The organism is Amycolatopsis sp. NPDC001319, from assembly GCF_042896185.1.
Lineage (GTDB): Bacteria > Actinomycetota > Actinomycetes > Mycobacteriales > Pseudonocardiaceae > Amycolatopsis.
Map to the genome: position 1 here is coordinate 45,326 of NZ_JBIAWY010000002.1, position 16,509 is coordinate 61,834.

14 protein-coding genes are annotated in these 16,509 nt (G+C 69.4%); 4 read left to right on the top strand and 10 right to left on the bottom strand.

The window, feature by feature from the left end:
* Nucleotides 1-225: 225 nt before the first annotated feature.
* The gene (locus ACFY1H_RS05840; protein WP_386944925.1) at nt 226-2,718 is read right to left on the bottom strand and encodes an FtsX-like permease family protein; all 2,493 of its coding nucleotides are present in this window, start codon (nt 2,716-2,718) and stop codon (nt 226-228) included.
* Nucleotides 2,718-3,464 (bottom strand): ABC transporter ATP-binding protein, encoded by a 747-nt coding sequence (locus ACFY1H_RS05845; RefSeq protein WP_366576932.1) that lies wholly within the window; start codon nt 3,462-3,464, stop codon nt 2,718-2,720. The genes ACFY1H_RS05840 and ACFY1H_RS05845 overlap by 1 nt, the downstream gene beginning before the upstream one ends.
* 134 nt (nt 3,465-3,598) lie before the next feature.
* Between ACFY1H_RS05845 and ACFY1H_RS05850 the strand changes: the two genes are divergently transcribed.
* Nucleotides 3,599-4,291: a response regulator transcription factor gene (locus ACFY1H_RS05850; RefSeq protein WP_366576930.1), complete on the top strand. Its 693-nt coding sequence runs from the start codon at nt 3,599-3,601 to the stop codon at nt 4,289-4,291.
* Nucleotides 4,284-5,738, top strand: coding sequence for a sensor histidine kinase (locus ACFY1H_RS05855; RefSeq protein WP_386944927.1), 1,455 nt, complete (start codon nt 4,284-4,286; stop codon nt 5,736-5,738). The genes ACFY1H_RS05850 and ACFY1H_RS05855 overlap by 8 nt, the downstream gene beginning before the upstream one ends.
* A gap of 275 nt (nt 5,739-6,013) precedes the next feature.
* Here ACFY1H_RS05855 and ACFY1H_RS05860 read toward each other — a convergent pair whose 3' ends face one another.
* From ACFY1H_RS05860 to ACFY1H_RS05870, 3 genes are all read right to left on the bottom strand, one after another.
* Nucleotides 6,014-6,160 carry a hypothetical protein gene (locus ACFY1H_RS05860; RefSeq protein WP_366576926.1) on the bottom strand — a complete coding sequence of 49 codons (147 nt, stop codon included), beginning with the start codon at nt 6,158-6,160 and terminating at the stop codon, nt 6,014-6,016.
* Nucleotides 6,161-6,220: 60 nt separating this feature from the next.
* Nucleotides 6,221-8,242 carry an ABC transporter ATP-binding protein gene (locus tag ACFY1H_RS05865; protein WP_386944929.1) on the bottom strand — a complete coding sequence of 674 codons (2,022 nt, stop codon included), beginning with the start codon at nt 8,240-8,242 and terminating at the stop codon, nt 6,221-6,223.
* 1,161 nt (nt 8,243-9,403) lie between these two features.
* Nucleotides 9,404-10,030 carry a hypothetical protein gene (locus ACFY1H_RS05870; RefSeq protein ID WP_386944931.1) on the bottom strand — a complete coding sequence of 209 codons (627 nt, stop codon included), beginning with the start codon at nt 10,028-10,030 and terminating at the stop codon, nt 9,404-9,406.
* 202 nt (nt 10,031-10,232) lie between these two features.
* Here ACFY1H_RS05870 and ACFY1H_RS05875 point away from each other — a divergent pair, with 202 nt between their 5' ends.
* Nucleotides 10,233-10,787 (top strand): YkvA family protein, encoded by a 555-nt coding sequence (locus ACFY1H_RS05875; protein WP_386944932.1) that lies wholly within the window; start codon nt 10,233-10,235, stop codon nt 10,785-10,787.
* 25 nt (nt 10,788-10,812) lie between these two features.
* On the opposite strand, the gene ACFY1H_RS05880 is transcribed toward ACFY1H_RS05875, so the two are convergent.
* The 3 genes from ACFY1H_RS05880 to ACFY1H_RS05890 all read right to left on the bottom strand — a co-directional run bounded on the left by ACFY1H_RS05880 (nt 10,813) and on the right by ACFY1H_RS05890 (nt 13,708).
* Nucleotides 10,813-11,253 carry a hypothetical protein gene (locus tag ACFY1H_RS05880; RefSeq protein WP_386944934.1) on the bottom strand — a complete coding sequence of 147 codons (441 nt, stop codon included), beginning with the start codon at nt 11,251-11,253 and terminating at the stop codon, nt 10,813-10,815.
* A 957-nt stretch (nt 11,254-12,210) separates the two neighbouring features.
* Nucleotides 12,211-13,209 carry an NAD(P)-dependent oxidoreductase gene (locus ACFY1H_RS05885; protein WP_386944936.1) on the bottom strand — a complete coding sequence of 333 codons (999 nt, stop codon included), beginning with the start codon at nt 13,207-13,209 and terminating at the stop codon, nt 12,211-12,213.
* Between the two features lie 124 nt (nt 13,210-13,333).
* A complete protein-coding gene (locus ACFY1H_RS05890) occupies nt 13,334-13,708 on the bottom strand; it encodes an ArsR/SmtB family transcription factor (protein ID WP_386944938.1) in 375 nt (124 codons plus the stop codon).
* 96 nt (nt 13,709-13,804) lie between these two features.
* On the opposite strand from ACFY1H_RS05890, the gene ACFY1H_RS05895 reads away from it, so the two are divergent.
* A complete protein-coding gene (locus tag ACFY1H_RS05895) occupies nt 13,805-15,091 on the top strand; it encodes an MFS transporter (protein WP_386944940.1) in 1,287 nt (428 codons plus the stop codon).
* Here the strand turns inward: ACFY1H_RS05895 and ACFY1H_RS05900 are convergent.
* Both ACFY1H_RS05900 and ACFY1H_RS05905 read right to left on the bottom strand, forming a co-directional pair.
* Entirely contained in the window at nt 15,017-15,355 is a 339-nt protein-coding gene (locus ACFY1H_RS05900; RefSeq protein ID WP_386944942.1) for a hypothetical protein, read from the bottom strand. The two genes, ACFY1H_RS05895 and ACFY1H_RS05900, sit on opposite strands and share 75 nt — an antisense overlap.
* 617 nt (nt 15,356-15,972) lie before the next feature.
* Nucleotides 15,973-16,491, bottom strand: a complete 519-nt coding sequence (locus ACFY1H_RS05905) for a S1 RNA-binding domain-containing protein (RefSeq protein ID WP_386944943.1) — start codon at nt 16,489-16,491, stop codon at nt 15,973-15,975.
* Between the last annotated feature and the right edge of the window lie 18 nt (nt 16,492-16,509).

A 16,509-nucleotide genomic window follows, 5' to 3' on the forward strand; every position in this document is an offset into this window, starting at 1 on the left:
GTTGCCGGCACCGGTGCTGCCGAGGTGAACGCCAGTCCGGTGCGGTGGTGTGGCGGCAGCACCACGACCGGTGAACTTCCGGTGCCCGGCGCCGTGACCTGCGTGTCGTTCGCCGAAATTGTCTTATCGGATAAGGGGAACCCGCCGGCAGCACACTTTTTGCCGACGGCGCGTTCCCCGATCGACCACGGACCGAGGTAAGAACGGACGTCCTCTGTGGACTGGTTATTGCCCGGCCATCCCGGCGGTGAGCGAGCCCCGGGCGGCGCGCCGGGCCGGCAGTGCCGCTGCGATCGGGGCCGCGAGCACGGCGGCGGCCAGCAGCACCGCGAGGCGGGCCCAGGGCAGCGCGAAGAGCACGGGCTCGGCGTCGGTCGAGGCCACGCGGGCGATCAGCCACGCCGAGCCGATCCCGAGCAGCAGGCCGCAGGCCGCGCCGAACACGGCGACGAACACCGACTCGGCTGCCAGTGCGGCGCGCAGGCCACCCCTCGTCAGGCCGAGGGCACGGAGCAGGGCCGATTCGCGGGTGCGTTCGAGGACCGAGAGCGACAGCGTGTTGGCGATCCCGGCGAACGCGATCAGCACGGCGAGCGCGGTCAGCGCCCACAGCAGGTCGAGCGCGCTGCGCAGCGGCGCCGACAGCTGGTCTTCCAGGTCCGCGATCGTGCTCAGCTTCGCCAGCGGAGTCGGTTGCAGCGCCCGATCGAGCGCGGTTCCGACCTGGTCGGTGTCGGCGCCATCCGCCAGTTTCACCAGCACACTGCCGCCGTGTTCGCTGTCCGGCATCGCGATTTTCGGCAGCTCACCCTGGTCGACGAGCGCGAGGCCGAGGTCGGCGCCCGGCGCGTCGACGCTGTCGTAAACGGCCACGACCCGCAGCGACGACCCCGAAGCCGTGCGCACGGTCGCGCCCGCCGCCAGCCCGGTCTCTTCGGACAACTGCCGGCTCACGGCCAGCTCGCCGGGGCCGAGTCGGTCGAGCGCACCGGAGACGACCACCGGCCGCAGCAGCGTGCCGAGCGAGTCGCCGCGCACGGCGGTCATGCCGTACGCGCCGAGCGAGCCGAGGTCGCCCGTGAACTCGGTGACCGACGTCGTGGCCGCGACCCCCGGCACCGCCGCGAGCGTCGCGGGGAGGGTCGCGGGCAGTCCTTGCCCGTTGACCACCGAAGTCACCGTGAAGTCTGCTCGCAGCTGCTGCTCTACGCCTTGGCTGCGGCCGGCCTCGACGCCCGCGGTCACCGTGGTCACGAGCGCGACGACGGCCAGTCCGATGGTCAGCGCCGCAGCGGTTGCGGCTGTGCGGCGGGGGTTGCGGTCGGCGTTGAGCGCCGCGAGCTTCGCCGGCTCGCGCAGCACCGGGGCGGTGACGGCGCCCAGTACCCGCACGGCGGGTCCGGCCAGCAGCGGCCCGACCGCGAGCAGTGCGCCGAGCAACGCGACCATCGCGGCGACGGCCAGCACCGCGCCGTCCTGGGCGTCCGCCGCGAGCGCGGCCACCGCCGCCCCGACTCCGGCCACGAACAGCACGGCCGCGACGATCGCGCGGGGCCGTCCCGCGCGGGCCTGACGTCCTTCGACCGGCTTTCGCAACGCCGCCACGGGCGCCACCCGCGTCGCCGCCCGCGCCGGGGGCACGGCCGCCAGCACCGTGACCAGCACGCCGACGACGAGCGCCAGCACCGCCGTCCGCGCGGTGAGCGGGACGTACACCGGCGCTCCCGGAGAGCCGGTGATCGCCTGCAGCGCGGCGGCCACCCCGAGCCCGCCGAACAGGCCCACGACGGACGCCACCACTCCGACCACGGCCGCTTCGGCCAGCACCGCGCCGAACACCTGCCGTTTCCCGGCGCCCACGCACCTCAGCATTGCCAGCTCGTTCGCCCGCTGCGCGACCAGGATGGTGAACGCGTTGGCGATCACCATCGCGGCCACGACCATCGCCAGCACGGCGAACGCGGTGAAGAACTTCGTGAGCTCCGCCGAATCGGGCGCGGTCGTGTTCAGCAGCTCGGCGGCGGCCCGGCTTCCCGTCACGACGGAAATGCCCTGCCCGCCTACCGCCTGGTCGAGGTTGGTGACGAGTTGAGACGGGGCCACCCCCTGCGCCGCCCGCACCACGATCTCGTCGAACTCCGCGCCGGGTGCGACCTGGCGCAGACCCTCGGGTGTGAGGACCAGGTCGTCGGCCCCGATCCCGGCGTCCGTCGGCCGGCTGAAGGTGCCGACGAGCGTGTAGGCGTGTTCTTTGCCCTGCTGATCGAACAGCGTTACCTGCTGCCCGAGCGAGAAGTCCCGGGCGGTGGTCGCTTCCATTGCGAGCTCGCCGGGCTGCTGAGGGAACCGGCCACCGGCCAGGTCGAACGGCCGCAGCGCGGCATCGGCGGGCAGCGCGGTTGCGGCCGCGTCGGTCGCGTGCCCGGAGGCGGCGCGGATCGGCGCGCTCACGGTGACGCGGCCGTCCGCCGCCGCGACGCCGGACACCCCGCGCACCTTCGCGAGCAGCGCGTCGTCCAAGGTCGCGCCGCGGGTCTGGCTGACGACCGCGTCGGCTCCGCGCAGGTGGACGGACACCGCGTCGCGGAGCCCAGCGCCGACGGCACCGGAGAGGATGAACGAACCGGACACGAACGCCACGCCGAGGGCGATCGCGACGGCTGAGAGCAGCAGGCGCAGGGGCCGGGCCCGGACCCCGGCGGCGATGACGCGCAGCATCACACCCCCAGGCCGGTCAGGGCGGCCAGCACGGAGTCGGCCGTCGGACGGGGCACGTGGGCGGCGACGCGACCGTCGGCCAGCAGCACGCCGTGGTCGGTGTAGGAGGCGGCCACGGGATCGTGCGTCACCATCACCACCGTCTGGCCCAGCTCGCGCACCGACGCGCGCAGGAAGCCGAGCACCTCGGCACCGGAGCGCGAGTCGAGGTTGCCGGTGGGCTCGTCGGCGAACACGACCTGCGGCCGCCCGATCAGCGCTCGCGCGCACGCCACGCGCTGTTGCTGACCGCCGGACAGTTCCCCCGGGTGGTGGCGCAGGCGTTGCCGCAGGCCGAGCGCGTCGACGACCACACGCAACCAGGCCGGGTCGGGCTTGCGGCCGGCCAGGCGCAGGCCGAGCAGGATGTTCTCCTCGGCCGTCATGGTCGGCAGCAGGTTGAACGACTGGAACACGAACCCGACGTGGTCGCGCCGCAGCCGGGTGAGCGCCGCGTCGGAGAGCCCGGTGAGCTCGGTCCGTCCGATCCGGACGCTGCCGGCGTCCACGGTGTCCAGCCCGGCGAGGCAGTGCATCAGCGTGGATTTGCCGGAGCCCGACGGCCCGAGCACGGAGGTGAACCGCCGCGCCGGGAAGTCGAGGGACACGTGGTCCAAGGCCCGCACCGCCGTGTCGCCGCGTCCGTGGATCTTCACGACCTGCCGCACTCCCGCTGCGACGGGACTGTCCACTGTGTCTGGTTGCATCCGCTCTCTCCCCGACCTCGTCGCGCCGTTCTCGGCGCCTCGGCCCGAGCTTGGCGGGCCCGTGCTGAAGCACTCCTGAAGAACCCTGAAGATCGCTTCAGGTTCCCGCGCGGGCTTCTGGGAAGATCGGGTTCATGAGGGTGCTCGTGGTCGAGGACGAGAAGCGATTGGCCGAGACGCTGCGGTGGGGGCTCGAGGCCGACGGATACGCCGTGGACCTTGCCCACGACGGCGAGACGGGGCTGGAATGGGGGCAGCTGCACCCGTACCAGGTGATCGTGCTGGACATCATGCTGCCGAAGCTCAACGGCTACCGGGTGTGCGCCGCGCTGCGCGAGCGCGGGGTGACGACGCCGATCCTCATGCTGACGGCCAAGAACGGCGAGTACGACGAGGCTGAGGCCCTCGACACGGGCGCCGACGACTTCCTGAGCAAACCGTTCTCCTACGTGGTGCTCACCGCCCGGCTGCGCGCGCTGGTCCGCCGCGGCCGGGCAGGCGCGGCGGCGACGCTGACGTTCGGCGACCTGGTGCTCGATCCCGCGAAACGCACGTGCCGGCGCGGCGGCACGCCAGTCGCATTGACCACGAAGGAGTTCGCCGTGCTCGAATGCCTGCTGCGCCACGACGGGCACGTGGTGGCCAAGCACGAGATCCTCGGGCAGGTGTGGGACGTCGCGTACGAGGGCGATCCGAACATCGTGGAGGTCTACGTGAGCGCGTTGCGGCGCAAGCTGGACACGCCGTTCGGGCGGCGCACGATCGCCACCGTGCGCGGCGTGGGGTACCGGCTGGTCGCCGACGGACCCGGTGCGTCGCATGAGTAGGTGGTGGCCCGAGTCCGTGCGGCGGAGCACGGCGCTCGCGGCGGTGCTGCTCAGCGTGCTGGTGTTCGGGCTGGGCTGGTGGGGGATCCGGCAGTTCGTGGCGACGCAGCTCTCGCGCAACGCCGTGCAGGCGACCCGGGCGCAGCTCGAGCGCGTTGCCGACGCGTATCGCCTGGGCGTGATCGACTCCGCGGCGCTCAACGGCGACGCGATGTTCGAGGTGGTCGCCGACGACGGCCGGGCCGTGGTCCACAGTGGCAACCTGACCCGGCTGGATCCCGCATGGAAGCCACTGCCGCCGGCCCCTCGTGACGCGCCGCACGGGTGGACGACCACCACGACCGCCGCGCTGCACCCGGGCACCCACCCGCAGTGGCGCGAGTACCGCACCTACACCGTGGTGGGCACGGTCGTCGACGATGTGCCGGGCAGCCTGGTGGAACCGCTCGGCCGTGAAGGATCCACTGTGGACACCGGCTTGTCGCGTGCCGCCTCGAGCACGCACTACCGGTTGACGCTTTACCTGTTCGTGCTCCCGTGGGACACGCTCACCACACTGACGCTGCTCGACGACATCCTCGAGGTGTTCGTGCCGCTGGCCGTGCTCCTCACGGCGCTCGTCGCGTGGTTCGCCGCCGGGCGCGCGCTGCGGCCCGTGGAGGCGATCCGCGGCGAGCTCGCCGAAGTGAGCGGCAGCCAGCTCGGCCGCCGCGTGCCGGTGCCGCGCTCGCGTGACGAGATCGCACGCCTGGCGCACACGACCAACGCCACGCTCGACCGTTTGCAGCACACCCACGAGCAGCAGGAACGATTTGTCGCCGACGCGAGCCACGAGCTGCGCAGCCCCCTGGCGAACCTGCGGACCGGCCTGGAGGTCGCCCTCGCACACCCGGAGCGCGCCGACTGGCCCGCCGTCGCCGAACGCTCGTTGCTCGACGTCCGGCGCCTGCACCGCATCACCGCCGACCTTCTGCAGCTCGCCGTCGACCCCGGTCGCGTCGCGCCGGTGGAGGTCGACCTGGCGGACGTGGTGCGTGAGCAGGTCGCCGAACGTTCGGCCGTGCCGGGCCGCCCGGCCGTGCGATCCTTTGTGGACGGCCCCGCGCGAGCGCTCGGTGAACCCGTGCAACTCGAACGCCTGCTGCGCAACCTCCTCGACAACGCCGTCCGCCACGCGACCTCCGCCGTGACCGTCACCGTGGGTCGCCACGGCACCTCCGTGGTGCTGGAAGTGCTCGACGACGGCCCCGGCATTCCCCCTGTCGATCGGGAACGCGTCTTCGACCGCTTCGCCCGCCTCGACGACGCCCGCACCCGCGACGCCGGCGGCTCCGGACTGGGCCTCACACTGGCACGCGAAATCGCCCGGCGCCACGGCGGTTCCCTGGCGGTGGCCGACTCGGAAACCGGCGCCCGCCTGGTTGCGCGGCTACCTGCCGCGGACTGAGGTGGTCGTTACGTCGTGCCGGGAGTACTCGGCACGCTCGTGGCACCGCACATCGAGACGATGGCGCTGACCTGTGTCGCGGCCGGCTTGCCCGGCGTCGCTGCGCGGCCATGGTCTGCACCCCTGCTGGCCCCGGTGATTCGATTCTGAGCGAGATGCAACGGCGTGGGCGTTGGCGGCCTCTTTCGGGGAGGGCTGGATTGCCGGCGTCGGAAGGTGCGAGGCTCGGCATGGTGTGGCGGCAGTTCGGGGTGTACGGCGCCGCCGGTGGACTCCTAGTCGAGCTGCTCGCGCTCTTCGGCGCTGTCGCCGCTTGGCAGGCGGCTCTGCGGACATAGAGCGGCCGCGTTGCGAAGCGTCCGGCGCGCCTGAGGACGTTCGTCGATGTTCAGACGCACAGCTGCACCGGTTTCGGTGAACACTGGTACTCACCGCCGGCGCGGAAGCAACCCGTACCTGGAGATCGATGCATTCTTGCCCAGTCACTGCGAAAGGGCGGAACGGTGGCCGTCCTCTGGGTCGAAAAGCTGGCCCTGTATCCGCCAGCGGACGGGTTCCATCCCCGGACGCCGCTCGCCTTCGCGTCGCGCGGCTGTCACGGAACCGTGGATAGTGGAAGGGTCAGTCGTCTGGGGACCACCAGCCTCCGGCTTTGCCTGCGAGCCCACCAGCGCCCATGGCGACGTGGGTGGGGTTTTCGCTTCAGCCCGGTGCTGCGCGTACAGCTTGGCGTACGGTCCGTGAAGGTCCAGTAGGTCTTGGTGCCGACCGGATTCGATCAGCCGGCCGTGGTCCAACATCAGGATGTGATCTGAAGCCGGTGCCAGGGACAGATCATGGCTGATCAGGATCGTCGTCTTGCCGCTGGCCAGCCGGCGCAGTGGTTCGATCACGCGCTGGACGGCACGCGCGTCCAGCCCGGCGGTGGGCTCGTCCAGGACCAGGATCGGGGTGTCGCGGACGATGGCCCTGGCGATCGCCAGCCGTTGCCGCTGCCCACCGGAGAGCCGCTGGCCGGAGCTGTCCAGCACGGTCTGATATCCCTCCGGCAGGGCGGAGATGAACTCGTGGGCGTCCGCCGCGACCGCCGCGGCCACGATCTGGGCATCGGTGGCCGAGGGCCGTCCGTAGGCGATGTTGTCACGCACGGTGCCATGGAAGACCTGGGTCTGCTGCAGCACCAGGGTCACCTGTTCGCGCAGCGATTCGGTGGTGATACCGCGCAGGTCGAAGCCGTCGAGCCGAATACTGCCTGAAGACGGGTCGGCGAAGCGCAGCAGCAATTTTGTGATGGTCGACTTGCCGGCGCCGCTGGCCCCGGTGATCACCACCAACTGGCCACGGCGGACCGTGAACGACAGCTCGGTCAGCGCGGGCCGGTCGGCCTCAGGATAGCGGTAGGTGACCCGCTCCACGCTGATCTCGCCACGGGAGTGGGCCAGCACGTGGGCACCCGCGTGGTCGACGACCGTCGGTCTTGTGTTCAGCAATTCCGAGATGCGGTCGGAGCTCGCCGTGGCCGCGTTCACCATGATCGTCAGAGAGCCGAGCTGGCGCAGCGGAGGGTAGAGATAGCCGAGGTATGCGGTGAACGCCAGCACGCCCCCCGGGGTCAGGTGATGCTGGCTGATCTCCCAGATCCCTGCGCCGACGACCAGCAGCAGCGCCGTGACCTCCGTGATGTCCACCAACGGTGCGTACGCTCCGGACACCCGTGCTTCGCGCACCTTGGTTCGCATCCAGGACGCGCCGTGTGCGTGCAGCCGCTGTTGTTCGGTCTGCTGTTGGTTGTAGGCCTGCACCAGGGGCAGGTTCGTCAGGCTTTCCTGGACCGCAGCGGTGATCATGCCGTTGTAGTCGCGCTCGTCGCGGGACACTGTCTTGATTCTCTTCGAAAACGACCGTGCCGCCAGTCCGAACAGCGGGGCGAGAATAAATGACGCGAGTGCCAGCTGCCAGGATACGATCAGTGCCGCGCCGGCGTAGAAAATCGCGGTCACGATCGCGCTGACGGTTTCGACCGTCCCGGACGCGGTCAACTGTTCGACCATCTCGATGTCACTGGTCACCCGGGCCACCAGGTCACCGGTGTCATGCCGGGCGAAGAAGTCGGGGGAAAGCTGTTGCAGGTGCGCGTATACGGCGTCGCGCAGGCGAAGCAGGAACCGCTCTGACACCCAGGAGGTAAGGAGGCCGCCTCCGAACGAGGCGAACCCCCCGACTGCGGCCATGCCGACCCAGATCGCGGCGGGCCGCCAGAACCCGCGGAGGTCGCCCGTGGTCAAGGCGTCGTCGATGATCACACCGAAGGTCCAGATCGCCACGGTCTCCGCGACTGCACTGATCACCAGTAAGAGAATGGCCAGCAGCAGCAGACGGCGTTCGGCGCGGACATAGGGCCAGAACCTCCGGAATGCCTGACGTACCGACGCCGGCTTCGTGGGGATGTCCGCGTCGTTCGGGTAGGTGCCGCTGTCGCTCGCCGCGGGAATAATGGCGGTCACGCACACCTCGTTTCGAGTCGTTCCGTCGACTGCGGGTTGGCCGGCCGGGTTGGGGAAAGAGTGAGGGCCGGCGCCTTCGACGCGCCGGCCCCTCTCCCTCTTTCGGGATCAGGACTTGCTTGTCCTGACCATCAGAACAGGATCAGCGACCGTAGCGACGGTTGCGGTTGTACCGCCGGGAGTGGTCGTGGTCGTTACGCCGCGAGTCGTAACGGTCGCGGTGAACCGGCTTGAAAGAACCCATCGTGATCTCCTCCTCAATACAGTTTGAATCTGTTCCGTCGGCGCGCCCCGACATCAACGACGGTACCCCGGAAATCGACAAGCAGACTTGGTGCGAGAAGTGTCGTCGAACACGTCGCGTAGACCGTGAAAACTGCGTAAGGAAAGGCGATTTCCGGCCATGGTCCGCATTTGCGCAGAGTGCGCAAATGCGACGCCAGCCGATGAAAAGCCACACACCACGCAACCCATAGATCAACTCCTGCGCCCACATCGGATTAGAGTAAAACTGTCGCCGATCTTGACGTCTTCATGGGGCCGGCTTGGCTCGCGCATACCTGACAAATGGGAAACAGGAAGCGCGGCAACCGACCTTCCTCGATTCGCTGTCTGGCCCGAGTTTTCACGTCTGAACTGGGCGATCAGGAACTTGATGATCACGCATGAAGCCCCTGGGTGATCATGCTCCCTGCGACAGAAAGTCGATCACACCAAGGCCTTCAGTTGATCAGCGTGCGCAATGCCGGCGTTGCGACATCCGGAGCCTCACCCGCTCGCGGCCGGAGCTCCACTGCCGCCGAGGGACCGGTCCGCTCGTTGCCGGAGTCATCGGCCAGGCGAACCCTGTCGTCGGGGCTCCACAGGGCGGCGAAGGCGGGCTCGCCCGTGACGGGTAGTTCGCGAGCAGCTCACTCCGCGACGCCGAGTCGCCAAGCGAGCCTGACGAGCACGGCTGCCGGCGGCACCGCGCAAGCGACGTGCGCCGCCGGAGTTGCCGGGGTTGACCGCGGCGTCGGTTTGGCTGTGTACGGCGATCGTCCGAGCGTTGCTGCGTGCCTGCCGGCGCGCTCGACGGTCGGTTTCCTCCCGCGTCTCGCGCGGAAGTCACCCAGCGCGACGTGCCGTGCACTCACTGGTATTCGGGATGCCCGGTGGGACTCAATCGCCGCACATCCAGCCGTATTTGCCGAGTCGTGGCCGGAGTTTGCGGTCGACGCTCCACATGGCGTTGCCCGGAGCGGCCAGCAGGGCCAGGGCAGCGATGATGTACCCGATCGACGGGCCGATGTCGGTGGCGCCGGCCGCGGACCACGGGAGGCCGAACGCCTCCGCCGCCGACCAGATCCCGAACGAGTACACGGCGCTCCCGACATACACCACATTGCACAGCGTGCCGGTGAGCAGGCCGACCGCGATGAGCGTTTCGACGATGGCCGTCGCGACGCCCATCCCGGTGGGCACCAGGGCGGCGATGTACTGCCACAGGTCGATCCACTGGCGGATGACGGGAGTGGTGATCTGGTCGTGGATGCCGAACTGGTGGGCGAACACCTGGCCGCGCAGGAAATCGGGGCGCCACTTGAGCGAGGCGTCGATCGCCCACACCACCCCGAACAGGATCCGCAGCACGCCGGCCAGCCGGCGGCGGCCGGAGACCGGAGCCGCCGACTGATTCGGCTCGTGGTGCTCCTGCATCTCCCGGGGCGCCGGGGCCGTCCTGGTTTCGTCCGCGAACCCCGCCGGGTTGGCCCCGACGTCGCCGTCGTGCGGTTCTCCGTGTTTCACCGCCGCTCACCACCCAGTGAACCGCTCGTGGATTCCCAGCGCTCCCGTTGCAGCAGCTCGAGGACGCCTTCGTTGTTCTCCGCCATGGAAACCTCCTTCTTGTCACCTGAAGGCTTCCCGGGAACACGAAGTTCATGCCTCGAACTTTTCTGCGACGGCAGCTCGCCCTCGTCGCCGGAGGAACGGCGGGACCGGTGTCGGCGTGGGCGACCGCCCGGACGTCACCGGTCCCGCAGCGCAAGGGCCGGTACGTGCCGGAGTCGACTGCACACCAGGCGAAGATGCTGCCTGCTGTTGGCTCCACGCTCGGCGCCGACATCCTCGAAGTAGGCGAGCGCGGGCTCCGCCGGGGCAGCCGGATGAACTGGAGCTCGTCGACCACTGGCGCCGCTGCCTCGACAACAACGCCTCCTGCCTTGCGCTCCCGATCGACCCGATCCCCGGCGTCATCTCGGTCCTGGGCTACGCCGACGACGCGATCGTGGTGACTGCGGTGCTCCGCGCGGTCGTGCGCCGCGCCGGCCTCGACACCGTTGGTGCCGCAGGCCGGGCACCGACGACGGCGTCGACGAGTTCGATGCTGTCGTGGGGCAGTGCGGTGCCGGGTGGTGGAGGGAGGTCGTTGCAGCCGATGGAGCCCACCCCGGAGGCCACTGCCGTCGGGGACCAGTATCTCCTGTGGCGCCGTAGCCTGCTCGAACGTGTGGTGGCGTTCATCTCAGCGTTGGACTTTGCAGTCCATTTGAATCAGGATTAGGTTCGAATCATTGGGCTGTGCGTCATCAAGTGGACCTCATGGGCCTGTTTCTGACAGAACCGAGTTTTCCTTGTGCACGGTGAGAGTCTCGAGAGGAGATCACGTCGTCATCGCCGCACGCCGGCGAGGTGGCTGTATCGGTCTCCGTCGCTGTAAACGTGCCGTGCTGGAAGAACCGGTCGCCTGCATGCGCGCCCTGGCAAAACGAGAAGAACTCCCACGTCTGCTTGCACTCCTCCAGCCCTGCGGCGAACTCCCGGACGTAGAGCAGCTGGTCGGCGCGGCCCACGATCGTGGACAGGTCGTCGGCCTCCCGTTGGCCGCGAGTCAGGCCGAGGAATCCAAGCAGCGTGCCGACCTCGATGCGATGTATGGGCGGCGGAAGATGAGCCCTTGACTGCGCCGCCAGGGCCACGAGGTGGCCTTCTGCACCGTCGACCGGGTCAAGCGCGAACTCGGCCTGCATGGGGTGACCCGGGGCCACGCACCGCGGACCACGATCCGCGCCAAGGACGACGTGCGAGCCGGCGACCGGCTCAACCCCGGGATTTCAGCGCCGGCGCCCGAACCTCGCTTGGGTCGCCAACTTCACCTACGTGTCGACCCGGACGGGATGGGTGTATGTGGCGTTCCTGTTCGACGTTCAATCCCGCGCCATCATTGGCTGGACCGCCGCGGGTTCGAAGAGCGGCCCTGGTATCCAAGCCCCTGAATATGGCGATCTGGCGACGTGATCGCGCCGGGCATCCGGTCGAGCCGGAGCTGCTCCACCACTCCAACGCGAGCAGTGAACCCGGGTTCAACCGGTCGACGCAACACCAACTTTACTGACGTGACAGCGCCGGAACCCTCCCGAGACCACAGCGGCCCCCGCGCCCGCCGCCACCAAACAGCGAACCTTCGGTCGCGCCCGCGCCGATCGCGATGGCGCAGGAGCTGTCGGTGATGACTATGCACGCCCCGCGCGTCGAGGACCACCAGAATGGTTCGCCCAGGATAAGCCATTTCGGCATGGGGGACGGGTGATCCACCGGAGCCGAGACGGATTCGTGTGACGGCGGGAACTCGCCGGCGGCCTTGCCACCTCTGGTGGGTTCGCTGGAGCGGCCCGATGCGGTATGCGCCGTGATCACCAATGCGGCCCCTGCCGGATGCCCTGCTGGTCACGCTCGCCGAATCGTAAACCTTCGCGTCGGGGGCCAGACGGCCGTACCGAACCATCTGATCGTGGGTTTCGCTTCATGCGCAGAGCATGCCGACTGCCGGCAGCAGTGGCAGCTGCGGCGGACCGTGCGTCATTTCAGTTTGGCCGACCGCTTGCTGAGCAGCGCCTGGCCACAATGAGTTCAAGCGCGCAAATACCGGCGTGTTATTGATTTGCCGTGGCAGCAGCACCATCCCAGATAACCGGCCTGACGACTCACTACCGCGGCAACACTCCACCCACCGCATCGGGGCGTCGCCGCGCGGCGGGCGTGAAGGCCAGTTCTCGCGGGTCGAGGCACGACGCGAGGTAGTCCTCCAGCTGCCCGGCGGCGCCTGAGGCGAATTCGGCGAAGGCTTCGCGCACGGTCCAGCCGATGTGAGGGGTGAGCACTACATTGGACAGGTTGCGTAGTGGAGAGTCCTCGGGCAGCGGTTCGGTGGTGAACACGTCCAGCCCGGCGGACTGAAGCGGGCCGTCCTGCAGAACTTCGGCCAGCGCGTTCTCGTCGACGATTGCTCCGCGAGCGGTGTTGATCAGCACGGAGCCGGGTTTCATTTTGCTCAGCTTCGCCGCGTCGAGCAGGCCGCGCGATTCCGCGGTGAGCCGCAGGTGGATGCTCACCACGTCAGAGGTTCCCAGCAGCTCCTCCAGCGGCAGCCGAGGGACTCCGTCGTCCGCTGCGGCGCGACTGCCCGGCCTGGCCCAGGCGACGACGTCCATGTCGAATGCCTGCCCGAGCCGGGCCACGGCCGCGCCCTGCAGGCCCATGCCCAGCACGCCCAGGCGACGGCCGCGCAGCGTGCCGCCAAGGAGGCCGGGCCACCTCCCGGTGCCAAGGGAGTGGTGCGCCTCGGGAAACTTGCGCAGCGCGGCGATCATGAGGCCGAAGGTGAGTTCCCGCATGGCGGCCTCGCACGCATCGTGGCGGCGCCACAGCGGCACCGCGATGCCTCGCCGGGCCGCCTCGTCGAGGTCGATGTGGTAGGCGTGTCCGCCGGTCTGCAGGATGAGCTCGAGCAGGGGCAGCCGATCCAGCATGGCCACGTCGAACCGGGTGCGTTCGCGGATCGCCAGGACGACGCGAACGTCTGCCAGCTCGGTATCGGGTACGTCGGCGAGCGGGCTGTCCAGCACGGTGACGTCGGCCAGCTGCCGTAACCGGTCCGCGCCGGGCGCGGTGCGGAGCTCACCTTCCCAATCGTCGAGGATCAGCATCTTCGGTCGTGGTCGGCTCATTGCTGGGCGAGGTCCTTTCGCTCGGTCGTGGTGCTCGGCACCTCGACGGTGGCTGAGGTGTCACAACAGTCGTCCGCCACACCGAGCAGGACGCGCGACACTCTCACTTCGGGCTGGACGCGGGTTCCCACGCCGCGACCAGGTCCAGCAGACCGGGAAACCGGGCGTCGAGGTCTTCGGTGCGCACGCGGCTGCGGCGTTCCAGCCCGTACTGCCGCTGCCGCAGGACACCGGCTTCCCGCAACGCTTTGAAGTGGTGCGTCAAGGACGACTTCGGCCGGTCCAGCTCGAACCAGCCGCAGGTGTGGTCGTAGGCCTCGCGTTCCCGCAGCAGCTTGCGCACGATCGTCAGCCGCAAGGGGTCGCTCAGCGCGCCCAGCACCGCCTCCAGCCGCAGCTCCTCGCGAGCCGGCTCCGCCAGCGCGGGTGGCAGATCTGCAGGAGGGGTGTCCGGGCCGGTCACGGTCGACGTGGTCATGGACACAGTCAACACCTCAATACGAATAAAGTCGAACTACCGTCGGTTGCACAGCGAAACCCCGCATAGTTCGACCTCATTCGTACTGGAGTTCCCATGGACGACGCGCGCGACACCGCACCAGCCCGGACGAGCAGCCCGTGGCCGGCCGCGTGGCCGGTCACCGCCGTGTTCGTCCTGTCCAATGCCCCCACGCCGCTGTACGTGCTGTGGCAGCACCGACTGGGCTTCTCCGCCGGCACGCTGACGGTGATCTTCGCCGCCTACATCGCCGGCCTGCTGGCCGCGCTGCTGGTGGCCGGCCGGGCCTCGGACCGGATCGGCCGCAAGCCGGTCATCCTGCCCGGCGTGGTGCTCGCGCTGGTGGCCTGCGTGCTGTTCGCCACCGCCGGCTCCGTCGAGGTGCTGGCGCTCGCGCGCTTGCTCACCGGCGTCGCGGTCGGCATCACCGTGTCGGCGGGCATGGCGGCCGTCGTGGACGTCGGTGGCCCGGGCCGGGCCCGCACCGCCACCCTGGCTGCGTCCACCGCGATGGTGTTCGGCGCCGGCCTGGGACCGCTGCTGGCCGGAGCCCTGTCCGAGACCCTCCCCGCGCCGACGGTGTCGATCTTCGTCCTCGCGGCCGTGCTCCTGCTCGTCGCCGCGGTCGTGGCCGCTCGGCTGCCACTGAGCCGCCCGAGCACCGACGCCGGCGGCGGCTGGGTCCGCGTGCCCAACGTGCCGCGCGCCCACCGCAAGCACGTCGCGCTCGGCATCGCGGTCTTCGCGCCCGGCATCACCTCGACGTCGTTCGTGCTCTCGCTCGGCCCGGCCCTGCTGGCCGACGTCCTCGGCACCGCCAGCCGGCTGCTCGCCGGGGTCACCGCGTTCGTCATGTTCGGAACCGCTACCGCCGTGCAGTTCGCGGCGAAACGGCTCGGCATCCGCGCCGTCCTGCTCACCGGCGCCATCAGCGCCTTGGCCTGCATGGGCTCGCTGCTGGCGGCCGTGCACGCCGGCTGGATCGCGGCCATCGTCGTCACCGCGATCTTCGCCGGTGCCGCGCAAGGCCTCGGCCAACTCGGCGGGTTGACGATGATCAGCACCCACGTCGCCGCCCACCGGCGTGCGGAAGCCAACGCACTGCTCAACTTCGGCGGCTACATCCCCGCCGCGTTGCTCCCCGTGGCCACCGGCTACCTCAGCGACAGCCTCGGCCTCGCCACGGGAACGACCCTCTTCGCCGTCGTGCTTTCCCTCGCCGCGCTGGCCGCCGGGGGGCTCGTGTGGCGGCACACCGCGACCGCGCGGACGGATCGTCCGGCCGGCTCAGCCGGCCGCCGGTGGGGTCGAGGAGCCGTCCGCAAAGTCCCAGCTCCCCAGCAAGTTCAGCGCTCGCTGTGACGGCGAACCGGGTTCCGCGGTGTAGACGTGGAGCGTGGCGTCCGGGTCCCCGGCCGGCGTGAAGGTCTCGCAGTCCGCGGTCAGGTCTCCGACGACCGGGTGCCGCAGGCGGATCGCCCGGCAGGCGCGGTGGTGCACCCGGCGTTCGTGGCGGGTCAGTTCGGGAAGGCAGCGTTCGACGCGGTCGGTCCGCTGCTGTTGATCGGATGGTCGGAGGTCGGTCCTGCCCTTGTGCAGGCGATCGGCGCCACCAACAATGCGCATTCCCCAGACGAGGACGATGCACCCAAGCCAATTTCCGCGGAGGTACTACGCGCCCGGCTTGGAATGGGGCGTGCCGCGCCCGCCATCTGGTCAACGTCGTCCGCGCCGAATTCGCCGAGGAGGCTGCCCAGTGACCTGGACGTGAGACCCGGCCGGAAACTGCTCTGCGGCCATCAACGCCGCACAAGTCCGGTGGCGGTGCGCGAGGATCTTCGGCTCAGTCCGGATGCGGTATTGGCGTGGTCCTCCGGGCGACTATGGCGCGGCATGTCGGAGATTGTGCGGTCGGCTCGATCTCGAATGAGTTGCGCCACAATGACCGGAGTCACTTGTGTTGTCGCTGTACGTAGCGGTCGTACAGCGCGATTGCAAGGCCCGCGACGCAGGAATGCTGCCCCAGGCTTGGGAGGTCGTCGATCAGGGGGTGGGTGATCGTGCCGGGGCCGCGGCCGCTGCGCGAACCGGTGCTGGGCGGCTGGACCGTGCGCAACCATGGCGGAGCCCCGCGAGGGAGGTTCTTCTCGAACCAGCTCTGGCCGTCGACGCCGTCGGGGTAGTGGATGATTAACCGCACTATGGCATTCACTCGCGTGTGTCATGCGCCGGTCGGTGATTGGTCAGCTTCTGCGCAGCAGCACCCGGCGCGTGGTGTCGAGGTGGCGGTCTACCACGAAGCGGGCGTTGGCGCCGACCACGGGCGGCGTGCCCGTCCACGCAAGGACGGACCAGACGCCATCGAACCTGACGCAGTATTCGCGGTTCGACGTGAAGACGTCGGTGATCTCGGCGATCACTTCAAAACCAACGGGATACCTGTGCTTCACCGACTGCCACTCGGGCTCGCTTCTCCAGAAGTCGGCCGTGTCCGACCGGAATGCTTCGTCGAGCGGCCAGAGTCGGACCTGTTGGTGGCGGTGCTGGAGCACCTCGAAATCGGTAACAGTGCCGATGCCCGGCCACTGGTCGACGGATCGGGGGAGGTGAACTGCGTCGACGAATCCGGTTGGCGGCCGGCCAAGGTCAACGAACAGCCCTATGCGCGGGATCAGTGTGACCTTCCCGGTCACGTGATCACCAACCGGATATGTCTGGCGAGCAGTGTCAAGTTCCAGGTCGCGGGGATCAGGGTCGGTCATCGTATGACCATCTCAACG